This window comes from Streptomyces sp. NPDC086519, from assembly GCF_040686075.1.
Lineage (GTDB): Bacteria > Actinomycetota > Actinomycetes > Streptomycetales > Streptomycetaceae > Streptomyces > Streptomyces shenzhenensis.
Map to the genome: position 1 here is coordinate 14059 of NZ_JBFBJL010000011.1, position 18713 is coordinate 32771.

Consider the following 18713-nt stretch of genomic DNA (forward strand, 5'->3'; position numbering starts at 1 on the left):
GTCACGTGACCAAATCCCGCGTACGCTCGCAGCCCACCAACACCACCGAGAGCAGTAGGAGGAGGAACCGTGGGCACCGATCAACCAGACGAACGCTCCGGGCAGGCCGCACACGGGCCCCAAGCGGGCTCGAGCCGAGGGCGTCGCGTGCTGTCCACCCGACGGGTGGTCTTCCTTGTCATCGCCGCGGCGGCCCCCATGGCGGCGATCGCGGGCAACGCGCCCCTCGCACTCGTGCGCGGCAACGGCATCTCGCTGCCCGCCGCGTACATCCTGGCGGCCGCGGTCCTGTTGTGTTTCGCGGTCGGTTACTCGGCGATGAGCAAGCGCGTCGTCAACGACGGCGCGTTCTACGTCTTCGTCGCCCGTGGGCTCGGCAGGCCGGCCGGTGCCGCGACCGCGTATGTCGCGGCGCTGGGCTACCTGTCGCTCTCCGTCGGCATGGCCGCGGTTTTCGGGTACTTCACCTCGCTGGTCTTCGCCCAATCCGGAGTGGACGTCCCGTGGGGGGTGTTCACCGCGGTCGGGGTCGTCGTCGTGACGGCGTTCGGGCACCGCAGCGCGGACGTCTCGGCGCGGTTCCTCGGCTTCCTCATGGGCCTGGAGTTCGCGGTTCTCATCGTTCTCGACGTCCTCGTCGTCGGGCACAAGGGCGTCGCCGCGTTCCCGGCCGAATCGTTCTCGCCCGGCCAGCTGTTCGGCGGCTCGATCGGCATCGCCCTCATGTTCGCCTTCACGAGCTTCGTGGGATTCGAGTCGGCGGCGCTGTACGGCGAGGAGACCAGGGATCCGGCCCGCAGCATCCCGCGCGCGCTCTATATATCGGTGATATCGATCGCCGTTTTCTACGTGCTCACTGCATGGGTCGTGATCGGCGGCGCCGGCGGCACCGCGGCGCCCGAGCGGGCCCGCAAGGACCTCGGGAACCTCGTCTTCACACTCGCCGAGCAGTACGGCGGGACCGCACTGCTCGACGCCACTGCCGTGCTGCTGTGCACAAGTGTCCTCGCGTCCTGGATCGCGCTGCACAACGCCGCGAGCCGCTACCTGTTCGCGCTCGGCTGGGAGCAGATCGCGCCCCGTGCGCTCGGCCGCTACCACCCGGTGCACCAGAGCCCGCACATCGCCAGCGCCGTCGTCACCACGGTGACGGTCGCCGTCGTCGGCACGCTGGGCCTGGCGGGCGCGCACCCCTACGAGACCATCGCCGCCGCGGTCGTCGGCATGGGTACGCTGTCGATCGTCCTCGTGCAGGCATTCACCGCGCTGGCGGTCATGGTGTTCTTCCGCGGCCGCGGCGACCGGCGGCTGTTCTCGGGCGTCGTCGCGCCCGTCGTCGGTACGCTCGGGCTGGGGACCGCCTTCGCCCTGGCTTCCACCAACTACGCGACCCTGACCGGCACGGACAACGTGCTCATCAACCTCGTACCGGTACTCATCGTTGTCACGGCCCTCTCCGGTGTCCTCGCCGCGCTGCGGCTACGGACCCGCAGGCCACTCGCCTACACCCAGTTGGCCGGCACCAGGAACCGTCACCGCCCGGACGGGCGCGCACCGCACGAACGGCCGACGTACACGCGGCGCTACTGCGTAGTCGGCGCCGGACCGTCAGGGATGATCATGGCCCGTAACCTGCTGCGTGAGGGAGTCCCGTTCGACTGGTACGAGCGCAACCCGGACTTCGGCGGGATCTGGGACCCCGGCCACGCGGGCAGCCCGATGTACGACAGCTGCCACTTCATCAGCTCCAAGTACACCAGCGGCTTCTACGGCGCGCCCATGCCGTCACACCTTCCGGACTACCCCGGCTGGCGGGAGATCCGCGACTACATCAGGGACTTCGGGCGGCAGTACGACCTCTACCGGCACGTCCGCTTCGGCACGGAGGTGACGTCCGCCGAGCCGATGGCCGGTGACCGGTGGCGGGTCACGCTGTCCGACGGCACGGTCCACGAGTACGACGGACTCATCGTCTGTCCCGGCGTCACTTGGTACCCCAACGAGATCTCGCTGCCCGGCCGGGACGTCTTCCGCGGCACGGTCCGGCACTCGGTCACCTTCCGGGACGGCCTCGAGTTCCGCGGCAAGCGGGTGCTCATCGTCGGCGCCGGCAACTCCGGGGTGGACATCGCCTGCGACGCCGCCCGGCACGCGGACACGGCGTACCTGTCGGTCCGGCGCGGTTACCGGTTCGTGCCCAAGCACGTCGCCGGGCTGCCGACCGACGCCCTGCTCACCGGGAAGCTCGACCCTCCGAAGGGCCTCGTGCTCTCCAGCGACGTCAACGCCCTGCTCGACACGCTCGTCGGCGACCTGACCCGCCTCGGGCTGCCGGCACCCGACCACGACGCCCTGAGCAGCCACCCGATCATGAACACCCAGGTGCTGCACTACCTGGCGCACGGCGACCTCGTCGCGAGACCCGACGTCGCACGGCTCACGGAGACCGGGGTGGTGTTCACCGACGGCACCGAGGCCGAGGTCGACGAGATCGTCCTCGCGACGGGCTACGAGTATCGGATGCCCTTCCTCGACCCCGGGCTGCTGGAGTGGAAGCACGGCCACCCTCAGCTGTACCTCAACGTCTTCTCGCGCGAGCTGGATTCTCTGTACGTGCTCGGGTTCGTCGAGTTCGCGGACGCCGCCTACAAGCGGTTCGAGGAGATGGCACAGCTCATCATGATCGACATCAACGCCCGGGAGACAGGCGCCCGCAAGGACGAGCTGACCCAGCTCAAGCAGACCGACACCCCGGACCTGCGCGGCGGCGTCAAGTACCTCGACAGCCCGCGCCACACCAACTACGTCGAGCGCTCGACGTACATGGCCTACCTCGCACAGCTTCGCGACCGGTTCGGCTGGCACGACGTCGACGACCACACATTCGACGCCCTGCGCACCGGCGCACCCTCCGCCCCCTCCTCGACATCCGCGTCCGAACCGCCGAAGGAGCCCAGCCATGCCTGACCGTCCCTCCCTCGCCCTCGTCACCGGCGCCGCCGGCGGCATCGGCGAAGCGGTCTGCGGCCGGCTCGCCGCCCAGGGCCGCACCCTCCTGTGCGTCGAGCGCGACGAGACGCTCGCGAAGAAGGCGGCCCTCGCCGCCGGAGCGGATGCCGTCCCCGTCGCCTGCGACCTGTCCGACCGGGACGCCGTCGCCGTGCTCTGCGCGCGGATCGAGGACGACTGGGCCGACCGTCTGGACCTGGTCTTCCTCAACGCGGGCGTGATCGTCCCCGGAGACGTCGTCGAGTCCACGCCGGCCGTGCTCCGGCTGCAACTCGACGTCATGCTCGGATCCGTCATGGAAATCGCGGCGGCCGCCGCACGCACCATGAAGGCGCGCGGCCGGGGGCACATCGTCGCCACGGTGTCGATGGGCGGTATCCTCTCGCTCCCCGGGTCGGCGGCGTACTCGGCGGCGAAAGCGGGGCTGCGTGCCTACCTCGCCGCGCTGAACGCCGAGTTGCGCGGCACCGGCGTCGCGGTCAGCGGCGTCTACCCGAGCGCCGTCGACACCCCGATGCTGCTCCACGAGGCGACACACGACGGCAGCCTCCTCAACTTCCTGGGGAAGGTGAGCACGGCCGACGACGTCGCGGACGTCTTCGAACGTGCGCTGCGCAAGCGTCGGCTGGAGCACTTCCTGCCGTACAGCGACTCGATCACTTGCCGGATCCTCGAGTCGTTCCCGTGGATCGTGCCGCGGATACTCGGCCCGGCGGAGGCGATCGGACGACGCGGACGCGCTAAGTACCTTGCCCACAAGGGGATTTCGCAAGGTTGAGACCGGCGTCCCGGGCGGCAGCTCACCGGCTCGGCGCCGTCGGTGGGCTACTGCCGGGCGATCACGACGTCGGCCGCCGGCTGCCACCGGTCGGAGGGCTTCGCGCAGGCGGAGTCACCGTTGCGGCTCCCGCGACCGGCGTGGCGGCGGTGCCCCCGCCGTCGCGGGCGAGGACTCCGGCGCGCCGGTGGTCGCTACGATCGCCTGGTCCGGCAGGCCGAAGTCCTGGGCCGTGCTCCGCGTCCGGAACCGGGGCCCGGGGCGGGTCAGCGGTATGCGGACTGACCGGTCAGGGCCTGGCCGATGACCAGGGTGTGGATCTCGCTGGTGCCCTCGTAGGTGAGAACGGACTCGAGGTTGTTGGCGTGGCGCAGCGGTGAGTACTCCAGGGAGATGCCGTTGGCTCCCAGGATCGTGCGGCACTCACGGGCGATGGCGATCGCCTCGCGGACGTTGTTGAGCTTGCCGACGCTGATCTGTTCGGCGCGGATGCGGCCCTGGTCCTTCAGGCGGCCCAGGTGCAGGGCGAGGAGGGCGGCGCCGCCCAGGGAGACGCTCATGTCGGCAAGCTTCTTCTGGGTGAGCTGGAAGGCGCTGATCGGCCGGTCGAACTGGACGCGGGCGTCGGCGTACTCGATCGCGGACCGCAGCGAGTCACGGGCGGCTCCGACGGCTCCGAAGAGGATGCCGAAGCGGGCCTCGTTCAGGCAGGACAGCGGGCCGCGCAGACCCTGCGCGTGCGGCAGCCGCGCGGACTCGGGCAACCGTACGTTGTCGAAGTACAGCTCCGAGGTGACGGAGGCGCGCAGGGACATCTTCTGCTTGATGTCCTGGGTGGTGAAGCCGGGCGTGCCGCGCGGCACGAGGAACCCGCGGACGCCGTCCTCGGTCTGCGCCCAGACGGTGGCCACGTCCGCGATGCCGCCGTTGGTGATCCACATCTTGGAACCGTTGAGGATCCAGTCGTCGCCGTCCCGGACCGCCTTCGTGCGCATCCCGGACGGGTTGCTGCCGAAGTCGGGCTCGGTCAGGCCGAAGCAGCCGATCGCCTCGCCCGCGGCGAGCCGGGGCAGCCATTCCTGCTTCTGTTCCTCCGAGCCCCACTTCCAGATGGAGAACATCGACAGCGAGCCCTGGACGGAGACGAAGCTGCGGAAGCCCGAGTCGGCGGCTTCCAGTTCCAGACAGGCGAGGCCGTAGCTGACGGCGTTGGTGCCGGCGCAGCCGTAGCCTTCCAGGTGCATGCCCAGGACCCCCAGCTTGCCCAGCTCGGGGGCGAGTTCCCGGGCGAAGTGGGCGTTCTCGAACCACTCGCCGATGTGCGGGCGGACCCGGTCGGCGAGGAACTTGGCGACGGTGGCCTGGATCTCGCGCTCCTCCTCGGTGAGGACGGAGGAGATGTCGAGCAGGTCGAGGGGGTCCTTCATCGGCTTGCCGCCGCTCATGGTGTGCTCCAAGGGGGGTGGTGGTGATCGTTTGTCGGGGGCGGTGACCGGTGTCAGGAATCCAGCCAGGCCGTGAGGTCCTCGGTGTGTTCGCCGAGTTTTGGCGGTCGGCGCTCGTAGCGCGGCGGTGTGCGGGACAGGCCGATCGGGTTGGCCACCAACTGGAGTGGGGCGCCGTCCTGCCCGGGGACCGTGGCGCGCGGGCCCAGTCCGAGCGTTTCCGCGAGGTCGAAGGCCTGCGCGAGGTCGTTGACCGGACCGCAGGGCACACCCAGCGGGGTGAGGCGGTCGAACCAGTCGGCCGCGGTCCTCCTGGCCAGCGACTCGCGGATCCGCGCGGCGAGCTCGTCGACGTGTGCGACCCGGTCCGTGTTGGTGGCGAAGCGCGGATCGTCGATCAGGCCCGGTGCGTCCAGGCCCTGGCAGAGGGCGGCGAACTGCCGGTCGTTGCCGACGGCGATGACCAGCGGGCGGTCCTTCGCGGGGAAGGTCTCGTACGGCGCGATCGACGGGTGGCGGTTGCCGAGGATGCCCGGCACCTGGCCGGCCAGGGTGTAGCCGCCCGCCTGGTTGACCATGCTGGACAGCAGGCAGGACAGGAGATCGACCTGGACGTGCTGGCCGTCCCCGGAGGTCTCGCGGTGCCTCAGCGCGGCCAGGACTCCGATCGCCGAGTGCAGTCCGGTCAGGACGTCCACCAGGGCCACACCGGTTTTGACGGGTTGCCCGGGCGCCGGCCCGGTGACGCTCATCAGGCCGCCGACGGCCTGGATCAACAGGTCGTAGCCGGGCAGCGCGGCTCCCGCCCCCGCCCCGAAGCCGGTGATCGAGCAGTAGACCAGCCCGGGATTCAGTTCACGGGCCCGGTCGTAGCCGAGGCCGTACTTGTCCATGGTGCCGGGCCGGAAGTTCTCGAAGAGGACGTCGGCCCGGCGTACCAGTTCCGTCGCACGACGCAGATCACGCTCGTCGCGCAGATCGAGGCCGAGGGAGCGCTTGTTCCGGTTGACGGACAGGTAGTACGTGGCTTCGCCCTGGGCGTAGGGCGGTCCCCAGGCCCGGGTGTCGTCTCCGTTCACCGGGTGCTCGACCTTGATCACGTCGGCGCCCAGGTCGGCCAGCAGCATGGTGGCGTACGGGGCGGCCAGGACGCGTCCGAAGTCGGCCACCAGCACACCGGACAGGGGCCCCTCCCCCGTCATCGGGCCGCGCCCGACGCCCGTACGTACACCGTCTTGGTCCGGGTGTAGAACTCCCTCGCCGCGCGGCCCTGCTCCTTGGGGCCGTACGCGCTCTGCTTCGATCCTCCGAAGGGCACGTGCGGATCGGCGCCCGCCGTCTCGGAGTTGATGTGGAGCACGCCGACGTCGAGCCGCTCGGTGGCGGCGGTCACAGCGCGCAGGTCGTCGGTGAAGACGGCCGCGGAGAGCCCGAACTCGCTGTCCTCGGCGAGCGCGAGCGCCTCGTCCAGATCGCGGGCCCTGCGCACGGACAGCACGGGGCCGAACAGCTCCTCGCGCCACAGCGGGTCCTCGCCCGCGAGTTCGACCACGGTCGGCTGCAGGTACGCGCCCGCCATGCGGTCGTCGTCGTAGGACCGGCCGCCTGTCAGGAGGTCCGCTCCGGGGCGGGCGACGCCGGCGGCCACCGCCTTGTGGATCTCGTCCCGGGCCTGGCACGAGACCAGAGGCCCCATCTCCGTGCCTGCCGCGAGCGGGTCACCGACGCGCAGGGCCGAGACACGCTCGGTCAGCAGGGTGAGGAACTCGTCGGCGACCGGTTCCTGGACGACGAGCCGGGAGGTGGCGGTGCACTTCTGGCCGGCGGAGCGGAAGGCCCCGGCCAGTACCTCGCCGGCCGCCAGTTCCAGATCGGCGTCGGCCAGGACGACGGCCGCGTTCTTGCCCCCCATCTCGGTCTGGACCGGGCGGGCCAGCCTGCCGCACGCGGCGATCAGGCTCCGGCCGACGGAGGTCGAGCCGGTGAAGGTCACCGCGTCCACGCCGGGATGTTCGACGAGGCGACCGCCGAGGGCCCCGCTCCCGAGCAGCAGGGACAGTACGCCTTCCGGCAGCCCCGCCTCGACCAGCGCCTCGGCCAGACGTACGGCCAGGAGCGGAACGAGGCCGGCCGGCTTCCACACCACGGTGTTGCCGTACCCGAGGGCGGGGGCGATCTTCCAAGCGGGTATCGCGACAGGGAAGTTGAAAGGGGTCACCACGGCGACGACTCCCACCGGCCGGTGCGTCACGTGGATCTGCTCGCCCGGGCGCGGTGAGGCGAACACCTCGCCGACGGGGCGCGAGGCCTCGCTCGCGTAGTACCGCAGGATCTCCGCGGCACGCCGTACTTCGCCGACGCCCTCGGCCCGGGTCTTGCCCTCCTCCCAGGACAGTTCGCTCCCCCAGTCCTCGGCGTGCGCGTCGAGGACGTCGGCGGCCCGGTCCAGGATCCGGCCGCGCGCGTGCGGCGGGGTGGCCGCCCAGCGGGGGAAGACGTCCCGGGCGGCGGTGACGGCCCGGTCAAGGTCGCGGTCCTGGGCGAGGCGCCCCACGGCCACGGTCTCGTGCGGGCGTGCCGGGTTGACGTCGCGGAACTCGTCGCCGTCACCGGACCGCCACTCCCCCGCGACCAGGTGGCGCAGGGTCCGCGGGGACCGGGAGAGTCCACCTGTCGTCGCGCTCGCGCCCGCACTCTGTGGCATCGGCCTTCCTTTCCTGCGTCCGTACCCGCCGCCGTGGGCGATTCGGGCTCGTGAGGTGGTCATTCTGGACACCGGCCCCACGACGGCGCACTCGACGAGATGTCCCGCGTCCCACGGGAACAGCGCGCCGATCCGTCCATGGCCGTGGGCCGGTGGCGGTGCTTGGCTCGGCGTTCCCATCCCTGCACACCCCGGAGGACGATTCATGTCCGGTGCTTCCCGGCCGGTCGGCGGTCCCGATCTCGCGCAGGTCCGGCGGGTCGTGAGTGAGATCCCCGGCCCGCGTTCCCGTGAACTGCTGGCCCGCCAGCGCCGCCTGGTGCCGGCCGGAGTCGGCGCGAGCCTGCCCGTGTTCGTCGAGGCGGCCGGTGGCGGGGTGATCGTCGACGCGGACGGCAACTCCTTCATCGACTTCGGCAGCGGCATCGCGGTGACCACGGTGGGCAACTCCGCCCCGGCGGTGGCGGAGCGCGCGGCGGCGCAGCTGCGCCGGTTCACCCACACGTGCTTCCTGGTCAACCCGTACGCGTCCTATCTCGACGTGTGCGAGAAGCTGAACGAGTTGGCACCCGTCCCCGGCGAGAGGCGCACGATCCTGGTCAACTCCGGGGCGGAGGCCGTGGAGAACGCCGTCAAGATCGCCCGTGCCGCCACCGGCCGACCCGGCATCGTCGCCTTCGACCACGCCTTCCACGGCCGCACGCTGCTCACCATGAGCCTCACCGCCAAGAACAGGCCCTACAAGCAGGGTTTCGGCCCCTTCCCGTCCGATGTCCACCGGGCCCCGATGGCATACCCGTACCGCTGGCCCACCGGCCCGGACCGGTGCGCCGAAGAGGCCGCGTACGCCCTCGCGGACCTGCTGGACAGGCAGGTGGGCACGGAGAACGTGGCCGCCGTGCTGGTGGAGCCGATCCAGGGCGAGGGCGGCTTCGTCGTTCCGGCACCGGGGTTCCTGAACAGCGTCGCCGACATCTGCCGGGCCCGGGGCATCCTGCTGATCGTCGACGAGATCCAGGCCGGCATCGCCCGCACCGGCCGGATGTTCGCCTGCGAACACGAGGGGATCCAGCCCGATCTGATCACTACGGCCAAGGGGCTCGCAGGCGGACTGCCGCTGGGCGCGGTCACGGGTCGCGCCGAGCTGATGGACGCGGTACCGGCCGGCGGTCTGGGCGGGACCTTCAGCGGGAACCCGGTGGCCTGCGAGGCGGCGCTCGGTGTCTTCGAGGAGATCGAGGCCCACGGTCTGCTGGAGCGTGCCCGGGAGATCGGCGACACCATGCTCGAAGCCCTTGCCGAACTCGGAGACCGGCACCCGGAGATCGGCGAGGTACGCGGCCGGGGCGCGATGATCGCGATCGAACTCGTCGAGCCGGCGGGCGACCGGGTGCCCGCCCCCGGCCTCGCGGCCCGCATCGCGAGGCGCTGCCACGAGAACGGGCTGCTCGTCCTGACCGCCGGCAGCTACGGCAACGTCCTGCGGTTCCTGCCGCCCCTGTCGATCTCCGACGCCCTGCTGCGGGAGGGACTGTCCGTGCTCGGGGACGCCGTCGCCGGGGAAGTCGCCTCGCTCGCCTGACCGTCCGTCAGCCGCGGCGGCCGATCTCGCCGGGCTCCTGCCAGGCGGACAGCGCCATCAGCAGTTCGGCGCGCACATGGGCCGAGTCGAGATCCGCACCCAGCACGCCGCGCACGCGCTCCATGCGGCTGCGCAGAGTGTGCCGGTGCACGCCGAGCGCCGCGGAGGCCGCCTCCCATCCGCCGTTGTGCTCCAGGAAGGCGCGCAGGGACGCGAGAAGGTCGGTGCCGTGCGCGGTGTCGTGTGCGGCGAGAGGCGCGAGCCGGGTCTCGGCCAGCGTCGCGAGGACCCGTCTCGTCTCCGGCAGGGCGACCAGCAGCCGGCCGGCCAGCGACTCGAAGGACACCACCTCCCCTCCGCCCCGCGTCCGGGCCACCGACGCGGCGTTGAGGGCTTCCGTCAGGGCCGCGGACCCGTCGTCCAGATCGTGCGCGGCGCTCAGTCCGGCCGACAGCCGCGGCCGGAGCCGGGCCCGCGCGCCGTCCACGACCGTCTGCGCCGTGGCCGCGTGCCCGGCCGGCAGCAGGACCGCGGCGCAACTGTCGTACACCCGGCCGAACAGGGGCAGTCCGCGCTCGGCGAGTTCCGTCCCGACGGCTTCGAGGGCCAGGCGGGGGCTGCCGCCGCGCAACGCCAGGACACGGATGCCGTCGCGGACGGGAAATCCCCCCTCGGCCAGATACTCCCGGCCGACGGCGGCGGAGACGGCCCCGTCCAGCAGCAGGCGCAGCAGCAGGCCGTTGACGTGGTTCTGCTCGTCGCGCAGCCGCAGCGGCTTCTCCGCCTCCAGGGCGACCAGCGACGCCGCGTGCCCGAGCAGAAGATGGTCGACCGGTGTCAGGGCGCGGTCGGCCATCAGGAGCAGCCGGCCGTGCACCCGTGGCCCCACGCGGACCTGCTGCACGGCCGTCACTCCGTCCTGGTCGCAGGTGGCCGCGGCCGTCGCCCGCTCCGCTCCGGCCAGTGCTGTCACCCGGCCGCCGTCCACTGCTCCGGCGCCGGGGGGATGGGCCGCGCGCGCCCGGCCCTCGTGGTCCAGCAGGACGACGGACGTGCGGGTGGAGACGGCCAGTTCCCGCACCACGGCCTGGGCCCCGCCGTGCAGTGCGGCCCGGGTCATCCGCGGCTGGATGCGCGAGGCCTGGGCGAGGCCCTCGTACTGCAACTGGGCCAGGCGTTCCATCACCGCCTTGGTCACGGCCAGGAACGGTGTGCGCAGCGGCACCTCCAGCAGCGGCAGCCCGGCCTCCTCGGCCGCCTCGACGAGCGGTTCGGGCACCTGCTCGTGCGACAGGCCGATCCCGAAGCCGATCGCCGTCACTTCGGCTTTCGTGAGGCGGGCGACATAGTCCCGGCAGGCCGCCGGGTCCGGCGTCAGGCGGAGCCCGGTGGTGAGCACGAGCTCACCACCGTTCAACCACCGTGCGGGGTCGGCGAGTTCGATGCTGTGTGCCCAGACCACGTCCCGGTCCAGGCTGCCTCGGCCCGCCAGCACCTTCAGCCTCAGGTCCTGCTGTCGGGTCAGCCAGCCGAGCGGTACACCCACCGCACTCACCATCCATGACCTCCAAGAGTGGATGTATTTTCTCAGTGCTCCACGAGGAACGTGAAGCCGCAGGCGCTTGCCTTGGCGTCGAGGGCGTGCGGACGCATCTGCCCGCGCGCCTCGCGCCCCTTGCCCGTTCCTCCGGTCACCGCGCGAGTGGAGTCGGCCGCGGCGTGGAACGGGCCCCTGTCGTCGCCTGCCCGTGCGGCAGAGCCGCCGACGACGAGGACCGCGCGGACGGTGGCGGCGCGAACGCCCGCGAAGCGCGACGTCCGTATGGTCACCAACCCCCTTCCGCGCGGCGGTCGTAGCGCAGTTCGCTGTCTCCGAGCTCGAAGACGAGCAGCTTGGACTCGGTGAAGGTGTCGAGGAACCAGCCGGAGAGCTCACGGCCGACGCCGCTCTTGCCGGTGCCGCCGAAGGGGGCGAGCTGGTCCCAGTAGTTGCTGGTCTCGTTGATGTTGACCGTGCCGTGCCGCAGGGCCTCCCCGACCCGCCAGGCGGTGGCGAGGTCCCGGGTCCACAGCGACGCGATCAGGCCGAGGTCGCTGGAGTTGGCGATCTCGACGGCCTCCTGCACCGAGGAGACCTTGATGACCGGGGCGACCGGACCGAAGGTCTCCTCCTGGGCGATGCGCATGTCGGGGGTGACGCCGGTGAGGATGGTCGCCGGGAAGAACAGGCCCTCCTCCTTGCCGAACTGGACGATGTCGGCGCCCCGGTCGCGGGCGTCCTGAACATGTTCGGCGATGCGCCGCAGGCCGGCCTCGTTACGCACCGGTCCCATGTCGGTCTCGTCCGACGCCGGGTCCCCGATGCGCAGCAGGGCGGCGCGGGCGGTCAGCTTGGTGACGAACTCGTCATGCACGGCCTCGTGGACCAGGAGGCGCTCCGCCGAGGTGCAGACCTGGCCCGCGAAGTAGAAGCAGCCGTTGACCGCCGCCTCCACGGCGGCGTCGATGTCCGCGTCGGGGAGGATGATGAAGGGCCCGTCGCCGCCGAGTTCGAGCAGGTGCGGACGCAGGGCCGCGGCACGTGCGATGCGCTCACCGGTGGCGGTGGAGCCGGTGAAGAACAGACCGTCCACGCGCGGGTGGTCGACGAGGGCCGCGCCGACGTCGCCGAACCCGTGCACGACGTTGATGACCCCGTCGGGCAGACCCGCCTCGGTGAAGATCTCCGCCACCTGGTTGCAACTGATCGGAGCGAACTCCGAGGGCTTCCAGACGGCCGTGTTGCCGGCGGCGACGATGTGCGCGAGCGCGATCGAGGAGATGTCGGTGGGGAAGTTGTACGGGGTGATCACGCCGACGACGCCGAGCGGGCGGTGGTTCATGACCAGCCGCTTGTTGTTCGTCTGCTCCTGGGTGGAGGGGAACGACAGCCCCCGGTGCCGCAGGACCTCCTCGCCGGCCTTCTGCCAGGCCGGCGCCGCGTACTCGATGACCTCCTCGCGGGCCTCGGCGACGGTCTTGCCGATCTCCAGGGTCAGCGTGCGGGCGACGTCCTCGGCCCGCTCGGCGAACAGCGCGTGCACCCGGCGCATGATCTTGACCCGCTCGATGAGGGGCGTGGCGGCCCACTGCGGCTGGGCCCGGCGGGCGGCGGCGACGGCCCGCTCCACGTCGTCGACGTCGCACCGGGTGACCTCGGCGAGGAGTTCACCGGACTGCGGCGAGTACACGGGGAAGGTGCCCGCGCCGCCGTCCAGCCAGGAGCCGTCGACGAGTGCCTTCGTGGGCAGGGTTGTGGACATGCTGGACTCCACCTTTGGATGTCACCGTCGCACGGGGCGCGGCGGACGTACGAGAAGCGGACCGAGGGTGTTGACGCGCCTCAGACGGAGGCGGGCGACGCGGACGACTCCCGCGGGGCCGCCGTGGTCAGCGCGTCGCCGGCCGGGGCGTCGCCGCGTTCGTACGGCTTGGCCAGGGCCATGTACACGGCGCCCACTCCCACCACGACGACACCGCTGACCAGCACGATGTAGTTGTCGTACCAGGGCGTGCCGGGCGTGCGCGGCCAGCAGATGTTGACGAGCGCGACGACGCCGTAGACGAGAGCGCCGATCGTGACCGGCAGGCCCCAGCGCTCCAGCCGGTACTCGCCGGACGGCCGCCAGCCGCGCAGCCGCGCCCGCAGCGAGGCGAGGACCACCATCTGGAAGGCCAGGTAGATACCGAGCGTGGAGAAGGAGATGATCTTCACCAGGGCGTCGGCGGAGTACGCGGAACCCACGATGAGCAGCCCGGGAAGGACCGCCGCGAGCAGCAGGGCGTACGGCGGTACGCGCAGCCGCTCCGAGAAGGTCGCCAGGAGCCGGCTGCCGGCGATCATCCGGTCGCGGGCGAAGGAGTAGGTCAGGCGGCTGGCGGCGGCCTGCAGGCTCATCGCGCAGGAGATGAAGGAGAGCAGGACGACCACCAGGACGACGCGGGCGCCGCCGCTGCCGAAGGCGTCGGTGAGCACGGTGGTCACGGGGTCGGCGTCCTTGCCGGAGATCACCGCGCCGAAGTCGCTGACGGAGAGGATGAGGGCGAGGCACACCGCTGTCGCGGCGGCGCCGCCGATGTAGATGGTGCGCCGCATGGAGGTGGGGATGCGCCGGCCGGGGTTGGGCACCTCTTCGGCGACGTCGCCGCAGGCCTCGAAGCCGTAGTACTGGAAGACGCCGATGAGCGACGCGGCGGCGAAGGCGTACAGGTACGAGTGGTCCCCCTGGGACCCGTAGCCGTGGAAGAGCACGCCCAGTCCGTGGTGGCGGTTGGCGATCAGCAGCCAGGCACCCACCACGACGGCCCCGACGATCTCGGCCACGAAGCCGAACACCGCGACGGCGGACAGCACCTTCGTACCGCCGAAGTTGATGACCGTGGCGAGCAGGAGGAGCGCGAGGGCACACAGGATCGTCGTCGTGGTGCTGGAGGCGAAGCCGAACACCGCGGCCACGTACGGCCCGGCGCCGTAGGCGACCGCCGCGATGGTGGACAGCAGCGCCAGGAGGTAGATCCAGCCCGTCATCCACCCCCACTTGCGGCCCCACAGCCGGCGGGCCCACGGGTACACCCCGCCCGCCACCGGGAACTGGGCGACGACCTCGCTGAAGACCAGCGCGACCAGCAGCTGGCCGACACCCGCGATCACGAACGCCCAGATCATCGGCGGTCCCCCGGCCATCAGGGAGGCCGCGAACAGGGTGTACACCCCGACGACGGGCGAGAGATAGGTGAATCCGAGGGAGAAGTTGGCCCACAGGCTCATGTCGCGCTTGAACTCGGACTCGTAGCCGAGGGCGGCGAGGCGCCGGGCGTCGGCGTCGGAGGGGGGCGGCGGGGACGGCGGGGCGTCGTTCATCGACGGGCTCCTTGGGGGAAACACGCTGCGGCGAGGGATGTCGGCGGGACCGCGCCGAGGAGGAGGCGGACGAGGGCCGGTCATGTCCGGCGTCTCAAGTGCGCGAAAACCTACTACATTGAAGTTCAAAGGACAACGGTTTGACTGATAGCCTGACGACGATCTCTCGTGACGGATGCGCGACCTTCGAGGAGGGGCCGTGGCGGCAGTGGAAGGCCGCTCGCCGGTGATGAGCGCCGCCTTCGCGCCCTTGAGCGACTCCGGACGGGCGGACATGGTGGTCCGCCGGATCTCCGAAGCGGTCACCATCGGGCTCATGGCGGACGGGGAACAGCTACCCAGCGAGAGCGACCTCGCCTGCCAGCTCGGTGTCGCCAACGGCACCGTCCGCGAGGCCCTGGCCATGCTGCGCGAACAGGGACTCGTCGAGACCCGGCGCGGACGCAACGGCGGCAGCTTCATCAGGGACCCGGAAGAGGGCCTGGCCAGGATCCATCAGGCCCGGCTGAAGGAACTCGGCATCGCCGAACTGCGCGACCTCGGCGACGAGCAGTTCGCCGTCTCGGGGACCGCGGCGCGCTTCGCCGCCGAACGCGCCCCCTCCGACCTGGCACGGAGCCTGGACCGGCTGATCACGGCCCTGCGGAAGGCCGAGTCCCCCGCCGAACGGCGCAAGGCCGACGCCCGCTTTCACATCGAGGTGGCCATCGCCGCGCAGTCCGTCCGGCTGACGCGGCTGGAGGTACGGCTACAGGCCGAACTCGGCCCCCTGCTGTGGCTGCCGGTGGGCGACGGCCCCGACGCGTCGGCCTTCGCCGACCAGCATCACGAGATCCTGGTGGCCATCGCGGCCGGGGACGCCACGGCCGCGCGCCGCCTGGCCGAGGAACACACGGTCGCCGGCGCCCGTCATCTGGTACGAACACATCTGCGGTTGACCGATGCCTGATCCGGTGGGCGCACGCCGCGCCTCCCTCCTTGACGGAGCACAGTGATGACCAGCACCCCATCCACCGGCATCGTCCAGTGCAGCCGATCCGTCCGCGAAGCGGTGGACGCCGTCTTCTCGGCGCTGGATGTCCTGGAGGCCGAGGCGCGAACGCGCCTGAGCAGCGGCGGTCGGCGCGGCAGGCACCCCGGGACGAACGATCTCGCCGCCCTGCGGCCGACGCTCAAGGCCCTGCTGCGCGAGCGGGGCGAGATGTTCAACGGCACCGGTGTGGTCATGGCACCCGACGCGCTCGACGACGCCGCCTTCCACCTCGAGTGGTGGCAGCGGACCGGAGAGGGGGACCCCCGCCCCTTGCGGCTGAACCTGGATCCGCGCAGTGAGAGCTTCTACGACTACACCGTCAAGCCGTGGTTCGTGATCCCGCGCGACGAGGGCCACGGCACGGTCATGGGACCGTACGTCGATCTGCACTGCGCCGGCCTCTACATCCTGACGTTCACCCGGCCGTTGATCATGCACGGTGAGTTCCTCGGCGTCGTCGGGGCCGATGTCCCGGTGGCCGCCTTCGAGCAGCTCGTGGTTCCCTCGCTCAAGCACCTGGGCGGTGAAGCGGTGGTGATCACCGCCGAGGGCCGCGTCCTGGCCGCGAACACGCCCACGTGGGCCGTCGGGGAAATCGCCCGAGAGCTGCTGGTCCGTGCGGCCGGCGTCGAAAGGGCGGCAGTGCGGGCCCCGGAAGTCGACTGGAGCGTGATCCGCGTGCCGCCCTCCGCCGCCGAGTGAGGCCTCAGGGCAAGGAAGACGAAGCTCATGACCAGTACAGGGGAAGGGGCAGGGCCAGGGCCGCGACCGGCGTGAAGTCGACGAGCCGTGCCGGGTCCTGGCGCCGGTCAGCTGTCGTAGTCGACGGTCAACGACTCGGAGACCGGGTAGGACTGGCAGGTCAGCACGTAGCCGGCGTCCACCTCGGCCGGTTCCAGGGCGTAGTTGCGGCGCATGTCGGCCTCGCCGACCGTGATGCGCGCCCGGCAGGTCCCGCACACGCCTCCCTTGCAGGCGAAGGGGAGGTCGGGGCGCAGGCGGGATGCGGAGTCGAGGAGGGTGCGCTCGCGCGGGAGCAGTGCGGTGGTGGAGCGGCCGTCCAGGGTGACGGTGACCTCGCTGACCGGGCCGGTCGCCGCCGCCTCCTCGTGCCGGACGGGTTCGATCGGCTCGTCGGCGAAGAAGAGCTCCTGGTGGATCCGCCCGGCGGGGACGCCCAGTTCCGCGAGCACCTTCTGCGCGTCGAGGACCATGCCGTGCGGGCCGCACAGCCACCAGTGGTCGGCGCCCTCGACGTCGACCAGGCCCGCGACGAGCGCGCCGAGGCGCTCGCCGTCGAGGCGGCCGGAGAGGAGTTCGGCCTCGCGGGGTTCGCGGGAGAGGACGTGGGCGAGGTGGAAGCGGGTGCGGTACTCGTCCTTCAGATCGGCCAGTTCGTCGGCGAACATCACGGTGTCGGTGCGGCGGTTGCCGTAGAACAGGGTCACCTTCGAGCGGTCGTCGGCGGCCAGGACCGACTCGGCGATGGACATCATGGGCGTGATGCCCGAGCCGGCCGCGACGAGCACATGGTGGCCGGGGACCCTGAGGTCGGGGGTGAAGGCTCCGGTGGGGGCCATCACCTCGACGGTGTCGCCCGGCCGTACCTCGTGGACCAGCCAGGAGGAGAAGAGTCCGCCGGGCACCTCGCGGACGCCGACGCGGGGCGGGGCGCCGGCCGGCGAGCAGATCGAGTAGGAGCGCCGCTCGTCGCGTCCGTCGATCTCACGGCGGAGGGTGAGCGACTGACCGGGGCCGAAGGCGAACTCCTGCGCCAGGTCCGCGGGGATGTCGAAGGTGACCGCCACGGCGTCCTCGCACAGCGGCCGGACCGCGGCGACGCGCAGGGGATGGAAGGCTGGGCGGCGCCGGTGTGCTGTCGTCGCGGGGGCACCGGCGGCCGGTGCCGTCAGCTCTGCCATCAGATCTCCTTGACGTACTCGAACGGCTCCTGGCAGCTGAGGCACCGCCACAGCGCCTTGCAGGAGGTGGCCGCGAACCGGGAGGTCTCCTCGGTGGCGGCCGATCCGCAGCGGGGACAGGGAACCGTGCGCCGGGTCGGCGACAGCTCCAGCGGGACGGGACCCGCGGCGCGCCGTGGCGCGGGACCAGGCGGTGCGATGCCGTGTTCGGCGAGTTTGCGGCGTCCTTCGGGGGTGATCCAGTCACTCGTCCACGGCGGGTCGAGCACCGTGCGGATCCGCACCCTGCCGAAGCCGGCGTCCCGCAGCCGGGCGGCGACCCCGGCCCGCATCTCGGCCATGGCGGGGCAGCCCGAGTACGTGGGCGTGAGGTCGGCGACCACGGTCCCGTCCGGGTCGACGGTGACGTCCCGCAGGACACCGAGGTCGGCGAGGGTGAGCATGGGAAGTTCCGGGTCGGGCACCTGTTCGGCGATGTGCCGGGCCCGCCGGACGTCGGTCAGGACGGTCACCACGTCGCCCCCGGGTGGGCGCGGGCCACGCTCTGCAACTCGGCCAGCAGCGGGGCGAGATGGCCGGTGTGCTCGCCGTCCCGGCCCCGACCGGGCAGCGACGGGACGCTCGGCATGGGAAGTCCGGCCGCTTCGAGGACCTGGTGGAGGTCCGCCAGCACCTTGTCGCGCGCGTCGTGGGCGGCGAACAGCTCCTCCCAGTAGGGGGCCTGCGCGTCCAGGGCCGTCAGCATCCGCGCATGCGACTCCGGTGTGCCGTCGCCCAGGCGTACGACCCACTCGGCGGCGTACTGCCGGTGGTAGGTGAGCTCCTTCACGCCCTTGGCGGCGATCGCCGCGAGCACCGGGTCGGGCGCGGAGGCCAGTTCGGTGAAGTGGGCGAGCCGCCAGCAGGCGAACACCAGCAGCCGCAGGACGGAGCAGGCGAAGTCGCCGTTGGGGAGTTCGGCGAGGCGTACGTTGCGGAAGTCGGCGGCGTCCCGGAAGTAGGCGTAGGCGTCCTCCGTGCGGCCGGTGCCGTCGGTCTGGCCGCAGCGCGAGTACAGCAGGCGGGCCTGGCCGAGCAGGTCGAGCCCGATGTTGGCCAGCGCCATCTCCTCCTCCAGCTCCGGGGCGCGGGTGACCCATTCGGCGAGCCGCTGCGCCAGCACCAGGGCGTCGTCGCCGAGCGCCAGGCAGCGGGCGGCCAGTTCGGCGGCGTCGACGGTGTCGGGTACGGCGGTGTCGACGCCGTGCAGCGGGTCCTCGAAGCCGGTGCCGAACGCCCAGCGGGCGTCACCGTCGTCGTGGCCGTCGGCCAGGCTCAGGTAGACGTGGTCTTCGCTCATC

15 protein-coding genes are annotated in these 18713 nt (G+C 71.6%); 5 read left to right on the forward strand and 10 right to left on the reverse strand.

Features of this window, described 5'->3' with window-relative positions:
- Positions 1–147: 147 nt before the first annotated feature.
- Both AB0P24_RS12920 and AB0P24_RS12925 read left to right on the forward strand, forming a co-directional pair.
- Complete coding sequence (locus AB0P24_RS12920) at positions 148–2967, forward strand: amino acid permease (protein ID WP_365793156.1); 2820 nt, start codon at positions 148–150, stop codon at positions 2965–2967.
- Positions 2960–3787 (forward strand): SDR family oxidoreductase, encoded by an 828-nt coding sequence (locus tag AB0P24_RS12925; protein WP_365793158.1) that lies wholly within the window; start codon positions 2960–2962, stop codon positions 3785–3787. The genes AB0P24_RS12920 and AB0P24_RS12925 overlap by 8 nt, the downstream gene beginning before the upstream one ends.
- Before the next feature lie 266 nt (positions 3788–4053).
- Here the strand turns inward: AB0P24_RS12925 and AB0P24_RS12930 are convergent, their stop codons facing one another.
- From AB0P24_RS12930 to AB0P24_RS12940, 3 genes are read right to left on the reverse strand one after another with little or no spacing between them, the layout of a single operon-like run.
- Positions 4054–5232 (reverse strand): acyl-CoA dehydrogenase family protein, encoded by a 1179-nt coding sequence (locus AB0P24_RS12930; RefSeq protein ID WP_365793160.1) that lies wholly within the window; start codon positions 5230–5232, stop codon positions 4054–4056.
- Positions 5233–5285: 53 nt separating this feature from the next.
- Complete coding sequence (locus AB0P24_RS12935; RefSeq protein WP_365793162.1) at positions 5286–6434, reverse strand: CoA transferase; 1149 nt, start codon at positions 6432–6434, stop codon at positions 5286–5288.
- Complete coding sequence (locus AB0P24_RS12940; protein ID WP_365793164.1) at positions 6431–7936, reverse strand: aldehyde dehydrogenase family protein; 1506 nt, start codon at positions 7934–7936, stop codon at positions 6431–6433. The genes AB0P24_RS12935 and AB0P24_RS12940 overlap by 4 nt, the downstream gene beginning before the upstream one ends.
- Positions 7937–8141: 205 nt before the next feature.
- Here AB0P24_RS12940 and gabT point away from each other — a divergent pair, with 205 nt between their 5' ends.
- On the forward strand, positions 8142–9518 hold the full coding sequence (gene gabT, locus AB0P24_RS12945; protein WP_365793166.1) for a 4-aminobutyrate--2-oxoglutarate transaminase: 1377 nt from the start codon (positions 8142–8144) through the stop codon (positions 9516–9518).
- A gap of 7 nt (positions 9519–9525) precedes the next feature.
- On the opposite strand, the gene AB0P24_RS12950 is transcribed toward gabT, so the two are convergent.
- From AB0P24_RS12950 to AB0P24_RS12965, 4 genes are all read right to left on the reverse strand, one after another.
- A complete protein-coding gene (locus tag AB0P24_RS12950; protein ID WP_365793168.1) occupies positions 9526–11064 on the reverse strand; it encodes a PucR family transcriptional regulator in 1539 nt (512 codons plus the stop codon).
- Positions 11065–11105: 41 nt separating this feature from the next.
- Positions 11106–11348: a hypothetical protein gene (locus AB0P24_RS12955; protein ID WP_365793170.1), complete on the reverse strand. Its 243-nt coding sequence runs from the start codon at positions 11346–11348 to the stop codon at positions 11106–11108.
- Positions 11345–12820, reverse strand: a complete 1476-nt coding sequence (locus AB0P24_RS12960) for an aldehyde dehydrogenase family protein (RefSeq protein ID WP_365793172.1) — start codon at positions 12818–12820, stop codon at positions 11345–11347. The genes AB0P24_RS12955 and AB0P24_RS12960 overlap by 4 nt, the downstream gene beginning before the upstream one ends.
- Positions 12821–12900: 80 nt before the next feature.
- Positions 12901–14418: an amino acid permease gene (locus AB0P24_RS12965; protein ID WP_365793174.1), complete on the reverse strand. Its 1518-nt coding sequence runs from the start codon at positions 14416–14418 to the stop codon at positions 12901–12903.
- A 199-nt stretch (positions 14419–14617) separates the two neighbouring features.
- Here AB0P24_RS12965 and AB0P24_RS12970 point away from each other — a divergent pair, with 199 nt between their 5' ends.
- Entirely contained in the window at positions 14618–15367 is a 750-nt protein-coding gene (locus AB0P24_RS12970; protein WP_365793176.1) for an FCD domain-containing protein, read from the forward strand.
- Between the two features lie 45 nt (positions 15368–15412).
- Positions 15413–16153, forward strand: a complete 741-nt coding sequence (locus AB0P24_RS12975) for a cache domain-containing protein (protein WP_365793178.1) — start codon at positions 15413–15415, stop codon at positions 16151–16153.
- Between the two features lie 107 nt (positions 16154–16260).
- Here AB0P24_RS12975 and paaE read toward each other — a convergent pair whose 3' ends face one another.
- From paaE to paaC, 3 genes are read right to left on the reverse strand one after another with little or no spacing between them, the layout of a single operon-like run.
- Positions 16261–17373 (reverse strand): 1,2-phenylacetyl-CoA epoxidase subunit PaaE, encoded by a 1113-nt coding sequence (gene paaE / locus AB0P24_RS12980; RefSeq protein WP_365793180.1) that lies wholly within the window; start codon positions 17371–17373, stop codon positions 16261–16263.
- Positions 17373–17888 (reverse strand): 1,2-phenylacetyl-CoA epoxidase subunit PaaD, encoded by a 516-nt coding sequence (gene paaD / locus AB0P24_RS12985; protein ID WP_234534590.1) that lies wholly within the window; start codon positions 17886–17888, stop codon positions 17373–17375. Before paaD ends, paaE begins: the two co-directional genes overlap by 1 nt.
- A complete protein-coding gene (gene paaC / locus AB0P24_RS12990; RefSeq protein WP_365793182.1) occupies positions 17882–18712 on the reverse strand; it encodes a 1,2-phenylacetyl-CoA epoxidase subunit PaaC in 831 nt (276 codons plus the stop codon). Before paaC ends, paaD begins: the two co-directional genes overlap by 7 nt.
- Position 18713 lies beyond the last annotated feature (1 nt).

Excerpts from the sequence above, each read along its gene's own strand:
- AB0P24_RS12925 (WP_365793158.1), top strand. The coding sequence starts at position 2,960 with ATGCCTGACCGTCCCTCCCTCGCCCTCGTCACCGGCGCCGCCGGCGGC.
- AB0P24_RS12930 (WP_365793160.1), bottom strand. The coding sequence starts at position 5,232 with ATGAGCGGCGGCAAGCCGATGAAGGACCCCCTCGACCTGCTCGACATC.
- AB0P24_RS12935 (WP_365793162.1), bottom strand. The coding sequence starts at position 6,434 with ATGACGGGGGAGGGGCCCCTGTCCGGTGTGCTGGTGGCCGACTTCGGA.
- AB0P24_RS12940 (WP_365793164.1), bottom strand. The coding sequence starts at position 7,936 with ATGCCACAGAGTGCGGGCGCGAGCGCGACGACAGGTGGACTCTCCCGG.
- gabT (WP_365793166.1), top strand. The coding sequence starts at position 8,142 with ATGTCCGGTGCTTCCCGGCCGGTCGGCGGTCCCGATCTCGCGCAGGTC.
- AB0P24_RS12960 (WP_365793172.1), bottom strand. The coding sequence starts at position 12,820 with ATGTCCACAACCCTGCCCACGAAGGCACTCGTCGACGGCTCCTGGCTG.
- AB0P24_RS12965 (WP_365793174.1), bottom strand. The coding sequence starts at position 14,418 with ATGAACGACGCCCCGCCGTCCCCGCCGCCCCCCTCCGACGCCGACGCC.
- AB0P24_RS12975 (WP_365793178.1), top strand. The coding sequence starts at position 15,413 with ATGACCAGCACCCCATCCACCGGCATCGTCCAGTGCAGCCGATCCGTC.
- paaE (WP_365793180.1), bottom strand. The coding sequence starts at position 17,373 with ATGGCAGAGCTGACGGCACCGGCCGCCGGTGCCCCCGCGACGACAGCA.
- paaC (WP_365793182.1), bottom strand. The coding sequence starts at position 18,712 with ATGAGCGAAGACCACGTCTACCTGAGCCTGGCCGACGGCCACGACGAC.